Source organism: Amycolatopsis albispora (genome assembly GCF_003312875.1).
GTDB classification, from domain to species: domain Bacteria; phylum Actinomycetota; class Actinomycetes; order Mycobacteriales; family Pseudonocardiaceae; genus Amycolatopsis; species Amycolatopsis albispora.
The window spans coordinates 4,096,666-4,116,495 of record NZ_CP015163.1 but is presented as its reverse complement, the minus strand read 5'-3'; the positions used below and the strand labels follow the sequence as shown (position 1 = coordinate 4,116,495).

Sequence of the window (19,830 nt, the reverse complement as noted above, 5' to 3'; positions counted from 1 at the left end):
ATGGCGGGGATCGAACAGCGGTCGATCGGGATCGTGATGAACGGCGTGACCGGCCGGATGGGCTACCGGCAGCACCTGCTGCGGTCCATCCTGGCCATTCGCGAGCAGGGCGGGCTCCGGCTCGCCGACGGCGCCGTGCTGCTGCCGGAGCCGATCCTGGTCGGGCGCAGCGAGGCGAAGCTGGCCTCGATCGCGAAGGACCACGGCATCGACCGGTGGACCACCGACCTGGACGAGGCACTGGCCCTGCCGGACACCGAGATCTACTTCGACGCCCAGGTGACCAGCGCGCGGGCGGACGCCATCAAGAAGGCGATCGCGGCGGGCAAGCACATCTACACCGAAAAGCCGACCGCCGAGCACACCGAGGGCGCACTGGAGCTGGCCAGGCTGGCGCGTGACGCGGGGGTCAAGGCCGGGGTGGTCCAGGACAAGCTGTTCCTGCCCGGTTTGCGCAAGTTGAAGCGGCTTGTCGACGGCGGCTTCTTCGGGCAGATCCTGTCGGTGCGCGGTGAGTTCGGCTACTGGGTGTTCGAAGGCGACTGGCAGGAGGCGCAGCGGCCGTCCTGGAACTACCGCGCCGAAGACGGCGGCGGAATCATCGTGGACATGTTCTGCCATTGGCGGTACGTGCTGGAGGAGATCTTCGCCGGCGTGCGGACCGTGCAGTGCCAGGGCGCCACGCACATCCCGCGGCGGGTCGACGAGGCGGGCCGGTCCTACCCGGCCACCGCGGACGACGCGGCCTACGGCATCTTCGAACTCGACGGCGGCATCATCGCGCAGGTCAACTCGTCCTGGGCGACCAGGGTGTTCCGCGACGAACTGGTCGAGTTCCAGGTGGACGGTACCGAGGGCAGTGCGGTGGCCGGGTTGCGGCGCTGCCGCGTGCAGCACCGCGCGATGACGCCGAAGCCGGTGTGGAACCCGGACCTCCCGGCAGGCGAGGACTTCCGCGCCCAGTGGCAGGAGGTCCCGGACAACGAACAGTTCGACAACGGATTCAAGGTTCAGTGGGAGCTTTTCCTGAAGCACGTGGTTCTGGGTGAGGAATTCCCCTGGGACTTCCTGGCCGGCGCGCGGGGGGTCCAGCTCGCTGAACTGGGCTTACGGGCCTGGCGTGCGGGCAGGCGTCTTGACGTTCCGGATTTGAAGCTGTAGGCATTGCGTGAAGTCTGTTGCCCCGAATGCTCGATTGACTTCAAGGATTCCGAATCTAATGTTCACAGGGGTAACTGATAGCGCTTTCTTTCAGTTTTCTTGAATAAAACCCAACCGGAACTAAAACGACGCTGAAACGGAAGAGGTCCACATGTTCGGTCTCAGTCATGCCCGCACGAAGTCCCTGGCCGCGCTCACCCTGGCCGCCGCCAGCTCCAGCCTCGGGCTGGTCGCGCTGGCGACCCCGGCGAGCGCCGGTTTTGTCACCTTCTGCGAAGGCAGTGGCGGCGCCGTGACCGTGCCCGGTGAGCTCCGGGTGGCATCGGGCAAGTCGTGCGTGCTGGACGGCACCAGAGTCACCGGCTCGGTGACCGTGGAGCCGGGTGCGAACCTGGTCGTCACCGGGGGCACCTTCGACGGTGGTGTCGCAGTGCAGGACGACGGCTTCTTCGACGCGCAGGCCACCAAGATCGCCGGTGACGTGGTGCTCACCGACGCCTACGGCACCTTCCTCTCCGGTGGTCCGGTCGGCGGCAACGTCAAGGTCTCCGCCGCGGCCCACCCCGAGCGCTCCACCTACGCCTTCCTCAGCGGTGCCGAGGTCGGCGGCGACGTCACCTCCACCGTCGGTGAGGTCTACGCGGAGAACTCGGAGTTCGCCAAGTCGGTCACCGGCACCGGGGTGTCCTACCTGGACCTGACCAACGTGGTGGTCGGCGCCAACCTGAGCGTTTCGGGCGCCACGCTGGGCTCGGTGTTCTGCGGTGGTGAGGTCTACGGCAACGCCACCTACACCGGCAACTCGCACACCCTGCAGATCGGCGCCGACGGCCCGGTCATCGGCTGCACGCAGGCCAGCTACTGGGGCGGCAACGTCACGATCTCCGACAACACCGCCGACGTGCGCGTGAGCAACAACATCATCCGGGGCAACCTCGCCGGCACGGGCAACTCCCCGGCTCCGACCGGATCGGACAACCGCGTGCGCGGCACCGTCTCCGGTCAGTTCGAAAACCTGTCCGCTTCCGCTTCCGGGTTCGCCGCCCGGTCGGCCGCGGTCAGCCCCGAGGCCGAGGCCCAGGCCAAGGTCGACCAGCGCCGTTCCGCCGCCGAGAACGCGGCCGCCGTCGCTGGGCCCGCTCAGCTCTGATCCGCACCACACCGCGCTGAACGGGCTGGGGAAGTAGCTCCAAACCGTGGGTGCGGCACCCGCCAGGTGCCGCACCCACGGTTAGTGGTCGCCATCGGGAGTCCGCCGAGGATCTCGACGGCCCAGCTTCCCGCTGGCCGCACCGCGCCAAGGCCCGAGTACGACCCGGTACGAGGGCCTTAACGCGGCACACCCAGCGGAAACCTGGATCCGCCGATACCCCCGACGGACTCCCGATGGCAACCACATCGCAGCGAACGCCAACAGAGAGGTTGGACCCCGTGATGCGGTTGAAGTCCCGTGCGAAAACCAGGTGGTCGGCTTTGGCCGGGTTGTTGCTGGCCACGGCCATGGCGGCGGCCTTGACCGCGGCACCAGCCGCGGCACAGGCCAGATTCTCGGTACTGGTGTTCTCCAAGGTCACGAACTTCTACCACGACTCGATCCCGGCCGGGATCGCGGCGATCGAGAAGCTCGGCGCGGAGCACCAGTTCGACGTCGAAGCCACCGACGACGCGGCCGCGTTCACCGACGCGAACCTGGCCCGGTTCGACGCGATCATCTTCAACAACACCAACTCCACGCCGGAGAAGGGCGACCTGCTCAACGCCGAGCAGCGCGCGGCCTTCCAGCGCTTCATCCAGGCCGGTGGCGGTTACACCGGCATCCACGCGGCCTCGGCCAGCGAGCGCGACTGGGCCTGGTACGAGGGCCTGGTCGGCGCGATCTTCACCCACCACCCCACGCCGCAGGTCGGCCGGGTCAAGGTGCTGGACCGGGTACACCCGTCCACAAAGGACCTTCCGGAGCTCTGGGAGCAGCACGAGGAGTGGTACAACTGGAAGGTCAACCCGACCGGCAAGGTGCACACGCTGGCCCAGATCAAGATCGGGGACGGCCTCCCTGGTCTGGACCAGGGCCTGGAGCACCCGTGGTCGTGGTGCCAGAACTACGACGGCGGCCGCTCCTGGTTCACCGCGGGCGGGCACGCCAAGGAGAAGTTCGCCGACCCGCTGTTCCTGAACCACCTGCTCGGCGGCATCGAATGGGCCTCCGGCGCGAAGCCGGGTGAGTGCGGGGCCACCCAGGACAAGAACTTCCAGCGGGTGCCGCTGCAGACCCAGGGCCTGGCCGACCCGTTCGAGCTGGCCGTGGCCCCGGACCGCCGGGTGTTCTACATCCAGCGCACCGGCGCCCTGAAGATCATCGACCAGCAGACGCTGAAGATCAGCACCGCGCTGGACTTCCAGTACAGCTCCGACATGACCAGCCAGTCCGACGGCCTGCTCGGGCTCACGCTGGACCCCGGCTTCGCCGAGAACCACCACCTGTACCTGCTCTATTCGGACAAGGTGGAGAAACGGCTCAACGTCTCCCGGTTCACCGTCACCGGTGACACCGTGGACCCGGCCAGCGAGAAGCGCCTGCTGGAGATCCCCACCTTCCGCGGTGAGGGCCGCGCCAACTCGCACATGGCGGGTTCGCTGGCGATGAGCAAGGGCGGCGACCTCTACATCGCCACCGGCGACAACACCGACCCGTTCGCCTCCGACGGCTTCACCCCGATCGACGAGCGCGAAGGCCGCCGGGCGTGGGACGCCCAGGGCACCGCGGGCAACACCAACGACCTTCGCGGCAAGGTCCTGCGGATCACGCCCCAGCCGGACGGCACCTACACCGTGCCCGAGGGCAACCTGTTCCCGCCGGGCACCGAGAAGACGCGCCCCGAGATCTACGTGATGGGCATGCGCAACCCGTTCCGGATCACCGTCGACCCGCACACCGGCGCGCTGCTGGTCGGGGACTACGGCCCGGACTCACGCGCCGCCAATCCCGAGCGCGGCCCGGAGGGCACGGTCGAGTTCGACCGGATCACCAAGGCGGGCAACCAGGGCTGGCCGTACTGCGTCGGCAACAACACCCCGTTCAACGACTGGGACTTCGCCACCAACACCAACAAGGGCAAGTTCGACTGCGGCAAGCTGGTCAACGACTCACCGAACAACACCGGCCTGACCGAGCTGCCGCCCGCGACGCCGGCGTGGGTCTGGTACGCCTACTCGGCCTCGAAGGAGTTCCCCGAGCTGGGCACCGGTGGCGGTGGCCCGATGGGCGGCCCGGTCTACGATCACAACCCGGACAACCCGCTGGTCACCAAGTTCCCGGAGTACTTCGACGGCAAGTGGCTCAACTACGAGCTGACCCGCAAGTGGTTCAAGGCGATGTCGGTCCAGCAGGCCGACCAGACCTTCACCGACCCGAAATTCGGCCCGGTCAAGGCCGGTGACCTGAACTCGATCAACAGCATGCTCGGCGGGATGAGCTGGATCCAGCCCTTCGAGGCGGAGTTCGGCCCGGACGGCTCGCTGTACGTGATCGACTTCGGCGCGGGCAGCGGCACCGGCCGCGGTGGCAGCAACGAGGGCGCCGGCATCTACCGGATCGACTACGTGGCCAACGGCCGCGCGCCGTCGGCCAAGGTGACGCCTTCGGTGGACAACGGCCGTGTGCCGCTGACGGTGAACTTCTCCAGCGAGGGCACCGGCGGTGGTGACGGCGAGCCGATCACCTACGCCTGGGACTTCGACGGCAACGGCACGGTGGATTCGACCGAGCCGAACCCGACGCACGTCTACACCGAACCGGGCCGGTTCGCCGCCAGGCTCACCGTCACCAGCACGACGAACGACCTCACCGGGGTCGCGGTTGCCGAGATCACGCCCGGCAACACCCGGCCGGAGGTCAAGGTGACCACGCCGGTGCACGGCGGCATGTTCGACTTCGGCGACCGGATCCCGTTCACCGTCGAGGTCACCGACCGCGAGGACGGCCGGATCGACTGCTCGAAGGTGGTGGTGCAGTCCCAGCTCGGGCACGACTCGCACCTGCACCCGATGGACAACGTGACCGGCTGCACCGGCACCGTCCAGACCGACGCCGGCGGCAGCCACGGCCCTGGCCAGAACCTGTTCGCCGCGCTCAGCGCCACCTACACCGACTCCGGTGGCCGCGGCGCGCCGAGCCTGGTCGGGTCGGCGCACCTGACCCTGGAGCCGAAGCGCAAGGAGGCCGAGCACCACGAGGGCACCGGCGGCACCAACGGCGGCGCGCAGACGATCAACAACAGCGGCGCGTCGGCCGGCAAGCGCCTCGGCGAGATCGAGCACGGTGACTGGGTGGCCTACGACCCGATCAACCTCAAGGACATCGGCTCGGTGACCGTCGGCGCGGGTTCCGGCGGGCTCGGCGGCACCATCGAGTTCCGCGCGGATTCGCCGACCGGGCCGCTGCTCGGCTCGGTGGCCATCCCGAACACCGGCGGCTGGGGCAACCTGGTCTCCCCGACCGTGCCGCTGACCGATCCGGGCCGCCCGATCAAGCTGCACGCGGTGTTCGTCAACCCCGAGTGGGCACCGGGCAAGGCGGACCTGCTTTCGCTGGACTGGCTGCAGTTCAACGGGCAGGGCGCGACGCTGCCGGGCATCAACGCCGCGGTGGACGTGACGGCGGCCCCGGCTTCGGGCGCGGCGCCGCTGACGGTGGCGCTGAGCGCGAAGGTCACCCCGCCCGCCGGTCGCACGATCACCGAGTACCACTGGGACTTCGGTGACAACACCAAGGCGGACGGCCAGACCGCGAGCCACGCGTACCCGCGCAAGGGTACCTACACCGCCCGGCTCACGGTGGTGGACGACACCGGCGTCACCAGCAACGGCCACGTGGTCGTGACGGTCAACTGAAGGGAGCAGCTGTGGAATCACGACGTACTTTCCTGAAGCTGGCCGCCGGAACCACGGTGGCGCTGGGGCTCACCGGCGGCATCAGCGCGGTCGCCGCGGCCGAGCCGCTGACCTCGGTGCCGCTGGACCACATCGGCATCCAGCTGTACACCGTGCGCTCGCTGATGACCGCGGACGCGCAGGGCACGCTCAACGCGCTCGGCACGATCGGCTACGCCACGGTCGGGGTCAGCGGGCTCTACGGGCACAGCCCGCAGGCGTTCCGCGCCATGCTCGACAAGGCGGGGCTGCGGGCGGTGCTCACGCACACCAGCTGGGACGCCATGCGTGCCAACGCGGTCAAGGAGATCGAGACCGCGAGGGCGCTGGGGGTGCGGTACATCGTCGTGCCCTCGCTGCCGGGTTCACTGCAGACGGTCGCCGGCTACCAGCTGGCGGCGTCGGAGTTCGGCAGGTGGGGCGTGCTCGCCCGCAGCGCCGGGTTGAAGTTCCTGTTCCACAACCACGGGGTCGACTTCAAGACCGTCGACGGCCGGGTGCTCTACGACATCCTGGTCGAGGAGACCGATCCGCGGTTCGTGAACTTCGAGCTGGACATCTACTGGATCTACCAGGGCGGGTACGACCCGCTGGCGTACTTCGCGCGGTATCCGGGGCGGTTCCCGGTCTACCACGTGAAGGACATGGCGCCCAACGGCTCGTTCGAGGACGTCGGGCACGGCATCCTCGACTGGCCGGAGATCTTCCGCGCCCACGCCCAGTCCGGGATCCGGGAGTACGTGGTCGAGCACGACCAGCCCAAGGTGCCGCTGGACTCAGCGGCGCGCAGTTACGAGTACCTGCGCACGGTCCGCTTCTAGCGGGCGGTTCGCGGCAGCCCACCTCACCGCCGGGCCCATGGCGAGCCCGGCGGTGAGGAAGGCACCACCGAGCACCAGCCAGCCGAGCGTGCCGCCGGAGAGCACCAGCGTGGTCAGCACCAGCGGCCCGATCATCCTGGCCACGGCGAAGCCCGAGCCGAAGAAGCCCTGGTACTGGCCGTGCCTGCCGTCCGGTGCCAGCGCGAAGCTGATTTCCCAGGCACCGGAGGCCTGCATCATTTCGCCGAGCGCCTGGAGCGCGGCGGCGCCGAGCAGGATGAGCGCGGCGGTCCACGGTCCGCCGGTGGTGGAGAAGGCGAAGACCGCGCACGAGGCGAGCAGTAACACGCCCGCGTACCGGATCGTGCGGCTCGCGCTGGTCAGGTCCTTGACGCGGCGGGCCACGCGGACCTGGAACAGCACCACGCTCACCGTGTTGAGCACGAGCAGCCCGGACACCGTCCAGCCGGGGGCTGCCGTGCGCTCGACTATCCACAGTGGAATCGCCAGTCCGATCATCGGGATGTGCAGCTGCATGACCAGGTTGAGCAGCGACACCAGCGCGTACGGCCGGTCGCGCAGCACGGCCAGCCGTGGTTCGCCCGCGGTCCTGGCCGGGGCGGGCGGCGTCGGCGGCAGGCGGCGCAGGAGCAGCGCGGCGACCACGAACCCGGCCACGTCCACGGCGAAAACCGCCAGGTAGGCGGGCCGGGTGTCGGCGTAGAGCGCCAGCCCGCCGAGCGAGGCACCGACCGCGAGCCCGGCGTTCGTGCTGGACTGGAGGCGGGCCCGCGTCCGCGTGCGCTCGGCCTGGTCGACCAGCGCGGCGAGCAGCGCCTGCCGGGCCGCCGCCAGTCCACATTGCATCGAGGCGTAAACGCAGGCGGCCAGCACAAAAGCGGCGAACGAGCTGATGAAGACAAACGCGCCGACCGCGGCCGCGGTGCCCAGCGCGAGCGCGACGGCCGTCGCTTTCGGACCACGCCGGTCGGCCAGCGCGCCCAGCGGCACGCTCGCCAGGAAGCCCGCCGCCCAGCCCGCGGTCAGGCCGAACCCGGCCTCGGTCGCCGACAGGCCCACCACCCGGGTGAAGTACAGCGCCGAGGTGACGTAGAAGGCGCCGTCACCGCAGGAGTTGATCAGCTGGGCGAGCGCGAGCACCCGAGGTGGTCCAGGCTGGGGGAGAACGCTCATGGCAGTGACGGTAGGAGCCACATTGGCATGTCGGAAGGTCCAATGACGGACCAGGTCGATTGGGCCAATCCCGCGGCCGCGGAATAGCGGGGCGCGGGCAGGCGTCTGTGCTGACCGGAGAACCTGTACGGAGAGGAGCTTTTCCATGCTGTTCGGTGACGAGCACGTCCGCCGATACGAGGAGACCGACGGGGAAGAAGGGCACGACTGGCAGAAGGGCGCGCCCGTGCTCATCCTCACCACCAAGGGCCGCAAGACCGGGCAGGACCGCAAGTTCGCCCTGATCTACCAGGAGCACGAGGGCGACTACGTGGTGGTGGCTTCGAAGGGCGGCGCCGACTCGCACCCCGGCTGGTACCTCAACCTGCAGGAGAACCCCGAGGTGAAGGTGCAGGTCAAGGCGGACAAGTTCACCGCGCGGGCCCGCACCGCCAGCGAGCAGGAGAAGGCGGTGCTGTGGCCGAAGATGGCGGCGGTGTGGCCTGACTACGATGAGTACCAGAAGAAGACGGACCGGCCGATCCCCGTGGTCGTGCTGGAGCGCCAGGGCTGAGTCCCGGCGCGGTCACCAGGGAGCGCCATGTCGCAGGAGCCGACCGTGGAGGTCGCCGGATTGCTCGCCAAGCTCGCCGAAGCCGAACGGCAGGCGGAGCGGGGTGAGCTGAACCCGGCCGAGGTGCCGGGACTGGTCCGCGCGCAGCGCATCGTGCGCGAGCTGGCGGACTGGCCGGTGGAAGCCGACTCGGACCGCTAGGGCCCGGCGTGCTGCGGAAGAAGAATCCGAGGTGGACCCCGCTCGATTCCGGGCGGGGTCCCTTCACGCTCCGGCAGGCGGTGGCGGTGACCAGGCGGTTCCCCCGGCGCGGCCGCGGGTTCTGGTACGGCCTGGCGATCGACGTGATCTGGCCGATGCTGGTGTTCGGCTCGCGGCAGAGCTTCCGCGGCACCGAGCACCTGCCCGCGTCCGGCGGGGTGCTGGTGGCGTCGAACCACCTGTCCTACGCCGATCCGACCACGTTGACCGCGTTCTGCCTGTCGGCCGGCCGGGTGCCGAGGTACCTGGCGAAGGCCGAGCTGTGGCGGTTGCCGCTGGTCGGCTCGATCATGTCCGGGGGCGGGCACATCCCGGTCCACCGGGGCAAGCCGACGGCGTCGGGGGCCTACCGCGACGCGGTGGGCGCGGTCCGGCGCGGGGAGTGCGTGGTGGTCTTTCCCGAGGGCGGGTTCTCCAAGGAGGAGGACCACTGGCCGTCGCGCGGCAAGACCGGGATCGCCAGGATCGCGCTGGAAACCGGGGTCCCGGTGGTGCCGGTGGCCAACTGGGGGACCCACGAGCTGCTGCCGCCGGGCAGCCCGCTGCCGCGGTTCTTCCGCCGGCCGCGGGTCCAGCTGGTGGCCGGGCCGCCGGTCGAGCTGTCCGACCTGGTCGGCGCGGACCCGACGGCGGCGGTGCTGCGGGAGGCCACCGACCGGATCATGACGGCCGTCACCACCCTCCTCGGTGAAGTCCGCGGCCAGACCCCACCCGTCACCCGTTAGGGGCATAGGCTGCAACCATGAGTGCTCATTTCGATGTGGTGGTGCTGGGAGCGGGGCCCGGCGGGTACGTCGCGGCCGTGCGCGCTGCCCAGCTCGGACTGAAGACGGCGATCGTCGAGGAGAAGTACTGGGGTGGGGTCTGCCTGAACGTGGGCTGCATCCCGTCCAAGGCGCTGCTGCGCAACGCCGAGCTGGCGCACCTGTTCCACAACGAGGCGAAGACGTTCGGCATCCAGGTCGACGGGTCGGTCAGCTTCGACTTCGGGGTGGCGCACGACCGCAGCCGCCAGGTCGCGGAGGGGCGCGTCAAGGGCGTGCACTTCCTGATGAAGAAGAACAAGATCACCGAGTTTTCCGGGCGGGGCAGCTTCACCGACGCCAACACGCTCGAGGTGGCGCTCACCGACGGCGGTAGCGAGACGATCACCTTCGGCAACTGCATCATCGCCGCCGGCGCGACCACGCGGCTGCTGCCGGGGACCGCGGTCAGCGATCGGGTGGTCACCTACGAGGAGCAGATCCTCACCCGCGAGCTGCCGGAGAGCATCATCATCGCCGGGGCCGGCGCGATCGGCGTCGAGTTCGCGTATGTGCTGCACAACTACGGGGTGCAGGTCACCATCGTCGAGTTCCTGGACCGGATGGTGCCGCTGGAGGACGCCGAGGTGTCCAAGGAGCTGGCGCGCCGGTACCGGAAGCTCGGCATCGAGGTGCTCACCTCGACCCGCGTCGAGTCGATCGACGAGTCCGGGGCGAAGGTGCGGGTGACCGTGTCGAAGGACGGCAAGGAGCAGACGCTCGAAGCGGACAAGGTGCTGCAGGCCATCGGGTTCCAGCCGCGGGTGGAGGGCTACGGCCTGGAGAACACCGGCGTCGAGCTGACCGAGCGCGGCGCCATCGCGATCGACGGCTTCTGCCGGACGAACGTGCCGCACATCTTCGCCATCGGTGACGTGACCGCGAAGCTGATGCTGGCGCACGCGGCGGAGTCCATGGGCATCATCGCGGCCGAGACGATCGGTGGCGCGGAAACCATGGAACTGGACTACCAGATGATCCCGCGGGCGACGTTCTGCCAGCCGCAGGTGGCTTCGTTCGGCTGGACCGAGGAACAGGCCAGGGAAAAGGGCTTCGACGTCAATGTGGCGAAGTTCCCGTTCACCGCGAACGGGAAAGCGCACGGGCTGGCGGATCCGGTCGGTTTCGTGAAAATCATCAGCGACAAGAAATACGGGGAGTTGCTGGGGGCCCACATGATCGGGCCCGATGTGACGGAGTTGCTGCCGGAGCTGACTTTGGCGCAGCAGTGGGATTTGACGGTGCACGAGGTGGCGCGGAACGTGCATGCGCACCCGACGCTGTCGGAGGCGGTCAAGGAAGCCGTGCATGGGCTGGCTGGGCATATGATCAACATGTAGGTGGTTCTTGGGGGCCGCCCCGATTTTTTATTGTGACTACGGCGAAGAAGCCCTTGTCAAGGCTGGAAAGAGTACCTTGACAAGGGCTTCTTCGCCGTGTTTTGGGCGGTGGATCGGGGGCGGGGGTGGTGTGGGCGGCCTGGCCTTGGGTTTGGTGCCCGGCTTCCCGTTGGGAGGACAGTGGGCTCACCTTGCGTTGGGATGGCGGAGCTGGCAGGGCGGCTGCGGTGTCACGAATGTGGCTTTCGAGACGTTTGGCGTCTCGAATGTGGCTTTCGTGACACCTGGCGGAGGGGTGGCGGGCATGATCGGAGGGCGTCGTCTAGTGGGTGTGGAGGGTGATCGCGGTGAGTGAGTTGTTCCTGCGCGACGTGCGGCTGGGGCTCGACGGGCCGCTGGTCGACGTCCGCGTCTCCGGCGGGCGGGTGGCCGCGATCGGGGACGCCGCGCCGGGCGGCGCCGAGGTGGTCGACGGGGACGGGGGCACCTTGCTGCCCGGGCTGGTCGACTCCCACGTCCATTGTGAACAGTGGGCGGCCTCCCGCCGGCGCATTCCGCTGGGCGACGCGACCTCCGCCGCCGAGGTGGTGGAGTTGCTCGTGCGGCACGGGCATCGGCCGGGTGAGGTGGTGCTCGGGCACGGCTTCCGCGACGGGCTCTGGCCGGACGCACCGCACAAGGATCTGCTCGAGCGCGCGCTGCCCGGGCAGCCGATCGCGTTGTTCAGCGCCGACCTGCACACGTTGTGGCTGAGCCCGGCGGCCCTCTCCCTCATCGGCCGGGAGCACCCGACCGGCGTCCTGCTCGAGAACGACTGCATGAGCGCCACCGCCGAGCTGCCGTCGGCGCCGCCGGAGGTGGTGGACCGCTGGGTGCTGGAGGCCGCCGAGGCCGCGGCGGCGCTCGGCGTCACCAAGATCGCGGACTACGAGTACACCGACACGATCACCGCGTGGCAGCGGCGCCGGGAACTCGGTCCGCTGCCGACGCGCGTTTCGTGCGTGATCGCGCGGCACCTGCTGGACACCACCATCGCGCTGGGCCGGCGTACCGGCGACACCGACGGCCTGCTGAGCGTCGGCCCGTACAAGCTCTTCGTGGACGGTTCGCTCAACACCAGGACGGCCTACTGCCACCACGCCTACGACGGCGGCGACCACGGCCTGCTGGAGTTGCCCTACGACGAACTGGTGGCACTGATGCGACGCGCCGCCGAGCACGGTATCTCGCCGGCGGTGCATGCGATCGGTGATCACGCGAACACGCTCGCGCTGGACGCCTTCGAGGCACTCGGCCTCGGCGGGCGGATCGAGCACGCGCAACTCGTGCGTGCCGAGGACGTGCCGCGCTTCGCCCAACTCGGGGTGGTGGCGAGCGTGCAGCCCGCGCACCAGCCGGACGACCGGGACGTGGCCGACCACCACTGGGCCGGTCGCACGGCCGACGCCTTCCCTTACCGCGCCTTGCTTTCCGCCGGGGCCACGCTCGAGTTCGGATCGGACGCGCCGGTGGCGCCGCTCGACCCGTGGGACGGGATCGCGTCGGCGGTGGCGCGGACCGACGACGACCGGCCGGCCTGGCACCCCGAGCAGGCGATACCGCTGGAAGCCGCGTTGCGCGCCGCTTGCGGTGGGCGGGGCACGGTCGCGGTCGGGGACGTGGCCGACCTGGTGGTGGTCGCGGCGGACCTGCGGACCGCCAACCTGCGTTCGGTTCCGGTCACCGCCACCGTGCTCGGCGGGCGCCGCACATTCTGAAACCTTCCATTCATTGGGCTGAATGGCTGATGCACCTGTAATTGCGACCTTCGCTACTTAGCATGGCCCCATGACGCTGACTTTGATCAAGGGCACCTTTCAGATCGTCGGAGCATCGCCCGACGGTGATTCGGTGCGGTTTTACCCAACCGACGGTGACGCGTTCCTCAAAGCCGGGCTGCGTGTCCGGCTGAACTCGCGTGGCGGCGCACAACTGCGCCTCGAAGGCATCGACGCGCTGGAAACCCATTACCAGAGCCAGGCGCCAGGTGGCGGGAGGTGGCACCAGCATCCCGCGCTGGCGAAGGAGGGCGCCGACGCGCTCCTGCGGCAACTCGGTTTCAGGTCGGTGGAAAGGGACGAAGACGGAACGGTTGTCTCGGCCAGTCCGGAAAGCGTGCCGGGACACATCCTGACGCGGTTCGCCGACAAGTACGGGCGCCCGGTTTCGTTCGCCTTCCGCGGGCAGCGCGGCCGCGCGAAAGATGGCAGCCAGGTGCACCTGGACGCGAAGGGAGTGGCGAATTCGGCGAATTTCGAACAGCTCGCCGCCGGGCACGCGTTCCCGACGTTCTACTCGCTGCTCTACGTCGACCTGCGTCAGGCGATGGCCGACGCCGCGACGGCCGCGCGGGAGAAGAAGGCCGGGATCTGGGCGCACGACGTCTCCACCGAAGGATTCCGGCTGACCTCGCGGAAGCAGCTGCAGGAAGAAGTGGTGCTGCTGCCGAAACTGTTCCGGCGCCTGGTCGACTACCTCGGGCTGGACGAGAGCGGCGGGGTCTCGCTGGCCAACTTCGCGCGTTACCTGGACACGCGCGACGACCGCCTGTTCACCACGCCCGATGGCCACGCCACCGAGCTGGCCACCCTGGTCGAAGTCAAGCGCCAGCAGTTGCGCCTCACCGTCGACCCGGAACGCATCGTCTTCCTGGAGGCCTGACCCGACCGCGCCGCGCTGTCACGCGCTCACCCTCGGACAGCGGCTACCATCTAGCCACTTCGACGACGAGGGGAGCACGCATGCCGGGGCTGCGCGCGCTGCCCAGGGCGGAGCCGGCGGAGGTGCTGCACACCGCCCGGCAGATCGCCGCGGAGCTCAAGGGCGGGCTCGGCGGCCGCGGGGCACGCAACGCCGCCCGCGGCATCCGCCGCCTGCTCGACGCCGACGCCATCGGGCTGGCCGACCTGTCCGGCGCCGTGGTCTGGGCCGGGCATCCCCCGGCCGGGGTGGACGCCGGGGCGCTGGTGCACAACGTGCTGCACACCGAGACGGCCAGCGGCCGCCCGCCCGCGCAGGCGCAACCCCTCTACGCCCGCGACGACCTGGCCGGGGTGCTGGTGATCTGCGGCAGGCCGGACAGGGCCGCCGTGCGCGAGGTCACCGGCTGGGTGGCCGACGCGCTGGAGCGCGGCAGGCTGGAGGCCTCCGCCGAGAACGCCGCCCGCGCCGAGCTGCGCGCGCTGCGGGCCGAGATCTCCCCGCACTTCGTCTACAACGCACTCACCGTGATCGCCTCACTCGTCCGGTCGGAACCGGATCGCGCCCGCGAGCTGATGCTCGACTTCGCCGACTACATCCGGTACAGCCTGGCCAGGCACGGCGAGTACACCACGCTCGCCGACGAGTTCCACGCCATCGAGACCTACCTGGCCCTGCAGCGCGCGGTGCTGGGGGAGCGGCTGACCGTGCAGGTGCGGGTGTCCCCGGAGGTGCTCGCGGTGGCGGTGCCGTACCTGGTGCTGCAGCCGGTGGTGGAGAACGCGGTCCGGCACGGGATCGAGCCGTCGCCGGGCAAGGGAGTGGTGCACGTTTCCGGCGTGGCCGAGGGGACGGACTGTGTGATCAGCGTGGAGGACGACGGGGTCGGCATGGAGCCGGAGAAGGCGGAGGCCATTCTCGCCGGGCAGGGCGATCCGGACAGCCTCGGGCTGGCCAACGTGGACAAGCGCCTGCGCAGCGTCTACGGGCCCTGGTACGGGCTGGTGGTGGAGACCGCGAAGGACGCCGGGACCCGCGTGGTGCTGCGGGTGCCGCGGTTCCAGCCGGGGGTGATGCCGTGATGGCCGATGGACTGCGCGTGCTCGCCGTGGACGACGTGCCGCCCGCGCTGGCCGAGCTGTGCCGCCTGCTGGAGGACGCGCCCGAGGTGGCCGCGGTCAGCGGCGCGCCGGACGCGGTGACCGCGCTGCGGATGATCCAGAGCGAGCCGTTCGACGCGGTGTTCCTGGACATCTCCATGCCGGGCCTGGACGGGCTGGAGATGGCCGGCCTGCTGGCGAAGCTGAGCGAACCGCCGGTGATCGTTTTTGTCACCGCGCACGAGGAGCACGCGGTCGCCGCGTACGGCATCGGCGCGATCGACTACCTGCTCAAACCCGTTCGCGCGGAACGGCTTTCGGCCACCCTGGCGCGCGTGGTGAAGATGGCGGGCGGCGGTGGCGGTGCCGAACCGGCCACGCGGCAAACCGACGCGATGGCCGCGCTGCCGGTCGAGGTCGGCGGGCGCACCCGGTACGTGCGCCGCAGCGAGGTGCAGTTCGTCGAGGCACACGGTGACTACGTCCGGCTGCACACGCCGTCCGGCGTGCACCTGGTGCGCATCCCGATCTCCCGTATGGAGGAGTACTGGGGTGGGGCGGGTTTTGTCCGCGCGCACCGGAGTTACCTGGTGGCGTTGTCGGCGGTCCGCGAGCTGCGCAGCGATTCGGCGGGCGGGCTGCTCGCGCACACCGATCTCGGTGACGTCCCGGTGAGCCGCAGGCACGCGCGTGAACTGCGTGAGCAGCTGCTCAGCGCGGCGCATCGAGGTGAGCTGGACAGCCCGGGACGGGGAGCCTAGCCGGTGCGCACGAAGCGGGTCGCGGTCACCAGCCCGCAGACGCGACTGGCGCACTCCCGCCGTCGCGCGAGGACACGCTCGCCGGTGGCGAAGCTGGAGGCCGCCGACGCCGGGCGGGCGGTGCGGATCTACCGCGCGCAACGGCGGATGGCGGTGACCGCGCTGGTGCTGCTGTTCACCTTCCTGCTCGGCCTGCCGCTGCTGCTGTCGCTGCTGCCCGCCCTGGGTGAGGTGCGGGTGTTCACGATCCCGGTTTCGTGGCTGGCGGTGGCGGTGCTGCCGTACCCGGTGCTGGTGGTGCTGGCGCGGTGGCAGCTGCGCCGGGCCGAGCACGCGGAGGACCGCGAATGATCGCGGCGCTCGCCGTCGCCCCGGTCGTCCTCATCACGATCCTGGTCGGGCTGCGTGCCGTGGCCGCGATGCGGACCACTTCGGACTTCCTGGTGGCCTCCCGCCGGGTTTCGCCGTTGCTCAACTCCGCCGCGGTCTCCGGTGAGTACCTGTCCGCCGCGTCGTTCCTCGGCGTGGCGGGGCTGGTGGTCAAGGACGGCATCGGCTCGCTCTGGTACCCGGTCGGCTTCACCGCGGGGTACGTGGCGATGCTGGTGCTGGTGGCCGCGCCGATGCGCCGGTCCGGTGCGCTGACCGTGCCCGACTTCGCCGAGGCGCGGCTGGCGTCCCCGGTGCTGCGCCGGATCGCGGCGGTGGTGGTGCTGGTGATCGGCGGGCTCTACCTGGTGCCGCAGTTCCGGACCGCGGGGCTGGTGCTGGGCGCGGTCGGCGGCACCCCGTACTGGGTCGGCGTGGTGATCGCCGGGGTGGCCGCGGCGACCACGCTGTCACTGGGCGGGATGCGCGCGGCGACCTACGTGCAGGCGTTCCAGTTCTTCCTGAAACTGGTGCTGTTCCTGGTGCCCGCGGCCTGGCTGGTGTTCCAGGTCGGCCCCGACGTGCGCGCGCAGGCGGTGGACCCCAAGGAGTTCACCCACTTCAGCCACGACACCACCATCGAATTCCGCGTCGGGGCCACGCTCGAGTTCCGCGTGCCCACCGAGGTCCGCGCGCCCGACGGCACCACCGAGCTGATTCCCGTCGGCAGCAAGGAAATCGAGGCGGGCCGGACGATCGTGTTCCCGGCCGGTGCGCCGGCCCCGTCGGTGGGCAACGAAGCACCGGGCGGACCGGGTTGGGATTTGCCCACTTTGGACCCGCAGAACGCCGGTTACCCGGTGCTGAGCACGTGGGCGGTGCTGATCGCCACCATGCTCGGCACGATGGGCCTGCCCCACGTGCTGATGCGCTTCCACACCAGCATCGACGGCCGCGCCGCGCGGAAAACCGCCGCGCTGACGGTGTTGCTGCTCAGCGCCTTCTACCTGTTCCCCGGCATCTACGGGGTGCTGGGCACGGTGCTGGTGCCGCACCTGTACCTGTCCGACGCCACCGACACCGCGGTGGTCGCGCTGCCGGCGGTGGTCGATCCCGGCCCGGCCGGCGCGTTGTTCACCGTGTTGCTGACCGCGGGCGCGTTCGCCGCTTTCCTCGCCACGTCACTGGGTTTGCTGCTCGCGGTGGCCGGGGCGATCTCCCACGACCTGCTCGAAGGCGGGCTGCGGCAGATGCGGTTCACCGTGCTCGCCGCCGCGGCGGCGGTGGTGCTGCTGGCGCTGCCCGCGGTCCGGCTGGACGCGGGCGTCCTGGTCACCTGGGGCTTCACCGTGGCCGCGTCCACCTTCTGTCCCTTGCTGGTGCTGGGAATCTGGTGGCCGCGGCTGACCACCACCGGCGCGATCAGCGGGGTGGTGGTCGGCCTGACCGCGTCGGCCGGAGCCATCGCCACTACGCTGTTCGGCCCAGCTTTGCCGGGCTGGCAGGCTATTCTGGTGGCGCAGCCCGCGCCGTGGTCGGTGCCGCTCGCCTTCGCCACCATGGTGCTGGTGTCGTTGCGCGGACGCCCGCCCGCCTGGTCGCGTGACGCGATGCTCCGCCTGCACCTCGGTGAAGGACGCAGCCCTTACTTGAACCAGCGGCTGTTGCAGGGCCGTGATCCAGGCCACTCATCGCGGACCAGCGGTCGTTCGTCAACCGTTCGTCGCATGGCCCGTCGATTCGTCCGCTGATCCTTACGCGGTCCGGACCCGCCTCCCTACTGTGTCGCGGCACACACCCCTCGACGTGGAGGTCGACGTGAGCATCTCTGAACCCGCCGTAGGGCCACCAGGCGAAGACGTGGACTGGAAGACGGTCCAGTCCGGTCCCGAGTTCCAGCAGTTGCGCAGGCGGCTGCGGATCTTCGTGTTCCCGATGACGGGCCTGTTCCTCGGCTGGTACCTGCTCTACGTGGTGCTGGCGGACTACGCGCACGGGTTCATGTCCACCAAGCTGGTCGGCAACATCAACGTCGGCCTGGTGCTCGGTTTGCTCCAGTTCGTCTCGACCTTCGTGATCACGGGGTTGTATGTGCGCCACGCGAATCGTCATCTGGACCCCGTCTCCGACAAGATCCGCGGCGACATCGAAGGCGCCGGCAACACCGGAAACGCCGAAGGGGAGGCCAAGTGAACCTCGCACAGGGAGTTCAGGGCTCCAACCCGATCCTGAACATCAGCATTTTCGGTGCTTTTGTGGTGGTGACGCTGGTGATCGTGTTCCGCGCGTCGCGGAACACCAAGACCGCGTCGGACTACTACGCCGCCGGTCGCGCGTTCTCCGGTCCGCAGAACGGCGTCGCGATCGCCGGTGACTACCTTTCGGCCGCCTCGTTCCTCGGCATCGCGGGCGCGATCGCGGTCTACGGATACGACGGGTTCCTGTACTCGATCGGGTTCCTGGTCGCCTGGTTGGTGGCGTTGCTGCTGGTGGCGGAACTGCTGCGGAACACCGGCAAGTTCACCATGGGCGACGTGCTGGCCTTCCGCATGAAGCAGCGCCCGGTGCGCGCGGCGGCGGCGACCTCGACGCTGGCGGTGAGCTTTTTCTACCTGCTGGCCCAGATGGCGGGCGCGGGCATCCTGGTGTCGCTGCTGCTGGGCATCTCGTCCGGGGTCGGCCAGGCGGTGGTCATTTCCGTGGTCGGCGTGGTGATGATCATCTACGTGCTGGTCGGCGGCATGAAGGGCACCACGTGGGTGCAGATCATCAAGGCCGCGCTGCTGATCACCGGTGCCTTCGCGATGACCATCTGGGTGCTCGCGCGCTATGGCTTCAACCTCTCCGAGCTGCTCGCCAGTGCGGTCGAGCGCGCCGGTTCGGACTCCGTGCTGAACCCAGGTGCGCGCTACGGCGTCTCGGACACCTCGAAGATCGACTTCCTGTCGCTGGGCATCGCGCTGGTGCTCGGCACCGCGGGTCTGCCGCACGTGCTGATGCGCTTCTACACCGTGCCGACCGCGAAGGACGCGCGGAAGTCCGTGGTCTGGGCGATCGCGCTGATCGGCTTGTTCTACCTGTTCACCCTGGTGCTGGGCTACGGCGCGGGCGCCATCGTCGGCAAGGACGCGATCAACAAGGCACCGGGCAAGGAGAACTCGGCGGCACCGCTGCTGGCGCAGGCACTCGGCGGCCCGATCTTGCTGGGCTTCATCGCCGCGGTCGCCTTCGCGACCATTCTCGCGGTCGTGGCGGGCCTGACGATCACCGCGTCGGCGTCGTTCGCCCACGACGTGTACGCCAACGTGATCAAGAAGGGCAAGGTCTCCGACAGCAACGCCGAAGTCCGCGTTGCCCGGATCACCGCGCTTGTCATCGGCGCGGTGGCCATCGTCGGCGGCATCCTGGCCAAGGACCAGAACGTCGCCTTCCTGGTGGCACTGGCGTTCGCGGTGGCGGCCTCGGCGAACCTGCCGACCATTCTCTATTCGTTGTTCTGGAAGCGGTTCAACACCTCGGGCGCGTTGTGGTCGATCTACGGTGGCCTCGGCGTCACGGTCGTGTTGATCATCTTCTCGCCCGCGGTGTCCGGGTTGCCGACGTCGATGATCAAGGGCGTGGACTTCCACTGGTTCCCGCTGCAGAACCCCGGGCTCGTCTCGATCCCGGTGTCGTTCTTCCTCGGCTGGCTGGGCACGGTCCTGTCGAAGGAGCACAACGAGGACAAGTACGCCGAGATGGAGGTCCGTTCCCTCACTGGAGCGGGAGCGGAAAAAGCCGTCTCGCACTGACCCCACCC

17 protein-coding genes are annotated in these 19,830 nt (G+C 69.5%); 16 read left to right on the top strand and 1 reads right to left on the bottom strand.

Going from position 1 to position 19,830, the window contains the following annotated elements; translation table 11 throughout:
* The 4 genes from A4R43_RS19150 to A4R43_RS19135 all read left to right on the top strand — a co-directional run bounded on the left by A4R43_RS19150 (position 1) and on the right by A4R43_RS19135 (position 6,911).
* Positions 1–1,161 carry a Gfo/Idh/MocA family protein gene (locus tag A4R43_RS19150; protein WP_113693585.1) on the top strand — a complete coding sequence of 387 codons (1,161 nt, stop codon included), beginning with the start codon at positions 1–3 and terminating at the stop codon, positions 1,159–1,161.
* A gap of 151 nt (positions 1,162–1,312) precedes the next feature.
* Entirely contained in the window at positions 1,313–2,311 is a 999-nt protein-coding gene (locus tag A4R43_RS19145; RefSeq protein ID WP_113693584.1) for a hypothetical protein, read from the top strand.
* A gap of 284 nt (positions 2,312–2,595) precedes the next feature.
* Positions 2,596–6,051, top strand: coding sequence for a ThuA domain-containing protein (locus tag A4R43_RS19140; RefSeq protein ID WP_113693583.1), 3,456 nt, complete (start codon positions 2,596–2,598; stop codon positions 6,049–6,051).
* Positions 6,052–6,062: 11 nt separating this feature from the next.
* Positions 6,063–6,911 (top strand): sugar phosphate isomerase/epimerase family protein, encoded by an 849-nt coding sequence (locus tag A4R43_RS19135; RefSeq protein ID WP_113693582.1) that lies wholly within the window; start codon positions 6,063–6,065, stop codon positions 6,909–6,911.
* Here A4R43_RS19135 and A4R43_RS19130 read toward each other — a convergent pair.
* Positions 6,867–8,105 carry an MFS transporter gene (locus A4R43_RS19130; RefSeq protein ID WP_113693581.1) on the bottom strand — a complete coding sequence of 413 codons (1,239 nt, stop codon included), beginning with the start codon at positions 8,103–8,105 and terminating at the stop codon, positions 6,867–6,869. The genes A4R43_RS19135 and A4R43_RS19130 overlap by 45 nt on opposite strands.
* A 145-nt stretch (positions 8,106–8,250) precedes the next feature.
* Here A4R43_RS19130 and A4R43_RS19125 point away from each other — a divergent pair, with 145 nt between their 5' ends.
* From A4R43_RS19125 to A4R43_RS19075, 12 genes are all read left to right on the top strand, one after another.
* Positions 8,251–8,658: a nitroreductase family deazaflavin-dependent oxidoreductase gene (locus A4R43_RS19125; RefSeq protein ID WP_113693580.1), complete on the top strand. Its 408-nt coding sequence runs from the start codon at positions 8,251–8,253 to the stop codon at positions 8,656–8,658.
* A 27-nt stretch (positions 8,659–8,685) separates the two neighbouring features.
* Entirely contained in the window at positions 8,686–8,859 is a 174-nt protein-coding gene (locus A4R43_RS42810) for a hypothetical protein (RefSeq protein ID WP_162788516.1), read from the top strand.
* Positions 8,860–8,867: 8 nt separating this feature from the next.
* The gene (locus tag A4R43_RS19120; RefSeq protein WP_418190833.1) at positions 8,868–9,644 is read left to right on the top strand and encodes a lysophospholipid acyltransferase family protein; all 777 of its coding nucleotides are present in this window, start codon (positions 8,868–8,870) and stop codon (positions 9,642–9,644) included.
* Positions 9,645–9,661: 17 nt separating this feature from the next.
* The gene (gene lpdA, locus A4R43_RS19115; RefSeq protein ID WP_113693579.1) at positions 9,662–11,062 is read left to right on the top strand and encodes a dihydrolipoyl dehydrogenase; all 1,401 of its coding nucleotides are present in this window, start codon (positions 9,662–9,664) and stop codon (positions 11,060–11,062) included.
* A gap of 347 nt (positions 11,063–11,409) precedes the next feature.
* Positions 11,410–12,819: an amidohydrolase gene (locus A4R43_RS19110; RefSeq protein WP_113697721.1), complete on the top strand. Its 1,410-nt coding sequence runs from the start codon at positions 11,410–11,412 to the stop codon at positions 12,817–12,819.
* 133 nt (positions 12,820–12,952) lie between these two features.
* A complete protein-coding gene (locus A4R43_RS19105; protein WP_236809120.1) occupies positions 12,953–13,762 on the top strand; it encodes a nuclease in 810 nt (269 codons plus the stop codon).
* An 80-nt stretch (positions 13,763–13,842) separates the two neighbouring features.
* Positions 13,843–14,883: a sensor histidine kinase gene (locus A4R43_RS19100; RefSeq protein WP_113693577.1), complete on the top strand. Its 1,041-nt coding sequence runs from the start codon at positions 13,843–13,845 to the stop codon at positions 14,881–14,883.
* Positions 14,883–15,662, top strand: coding sequence for a LytR/AlgR family response regulator transcription factor (locus A4R43_RS19095; RefSeq protein WP_113693576.1), 780 nt, complete (start codon positions 14,883–14,885; stop codon positions 15,660–15,662). The genes A4R43_RS19100 and A4R43_RS19095 overlap by 1 nt, the downstream gene beginning before the upstream one ends.
* A 3-nt stretch (positions 15,663–15,665) precedes the next feature.
* Positions 15,666–16,013 carry a hypothetical protein gene (locus A4R43_RS19090; protein WP_113693575.1) on the top strand — a complete coding sequence of 116 codons (348 nt, stop codon included), beginning with the start codon at positions 15,666–15,668 and terminating at the stop codon, positions 16,011–16,013.
* Positions 16,010–17,782 carry a sodium/solute symporter gene (locus A4R43_RS19085; RefSeq protein WP_113693574.1) on the top strand — a complete coding sequence of 591 codons (1,773 nt, stop codon included), beginning with the start codon at positions 16,010–16,012 and terminating at the stop codon, positions 17,780–17,782. Before A4R43_RS19090 ends, A4R43_RS19085 begins: the two co-directional genes overlap by 4 nt.
* Positions 17,783–17,849: 67 nt before the next feature.
* Positions 17,850–18,224: a DUF485 domain-containing protein gene (locus A4R43_RS19080; RefSeq protein ID WP_113697720.1), complete on the top strand. Its 375-nt coding sequence runs from the start codon at positions 17,850–17,852 to the stop codon at positions 18,222–18,224.
* Positions 18,221–19,822 (top strand): solute symporter family protein, encoded by a 1,602-nt coding sequence (locus tag A4R43_RS19075; protein ID WP_113693573.1) that lies wholly within the window; start codon positions 18,221–18,223, stop codon positions 19,820–19,822. Before A4R43_RS19080 ends, A4R43_RS19075 begins: the two co-directional genes overlap by 4 nt.
* Positions 19,823–19,830 lie beyond the last annotated feature (8 nt).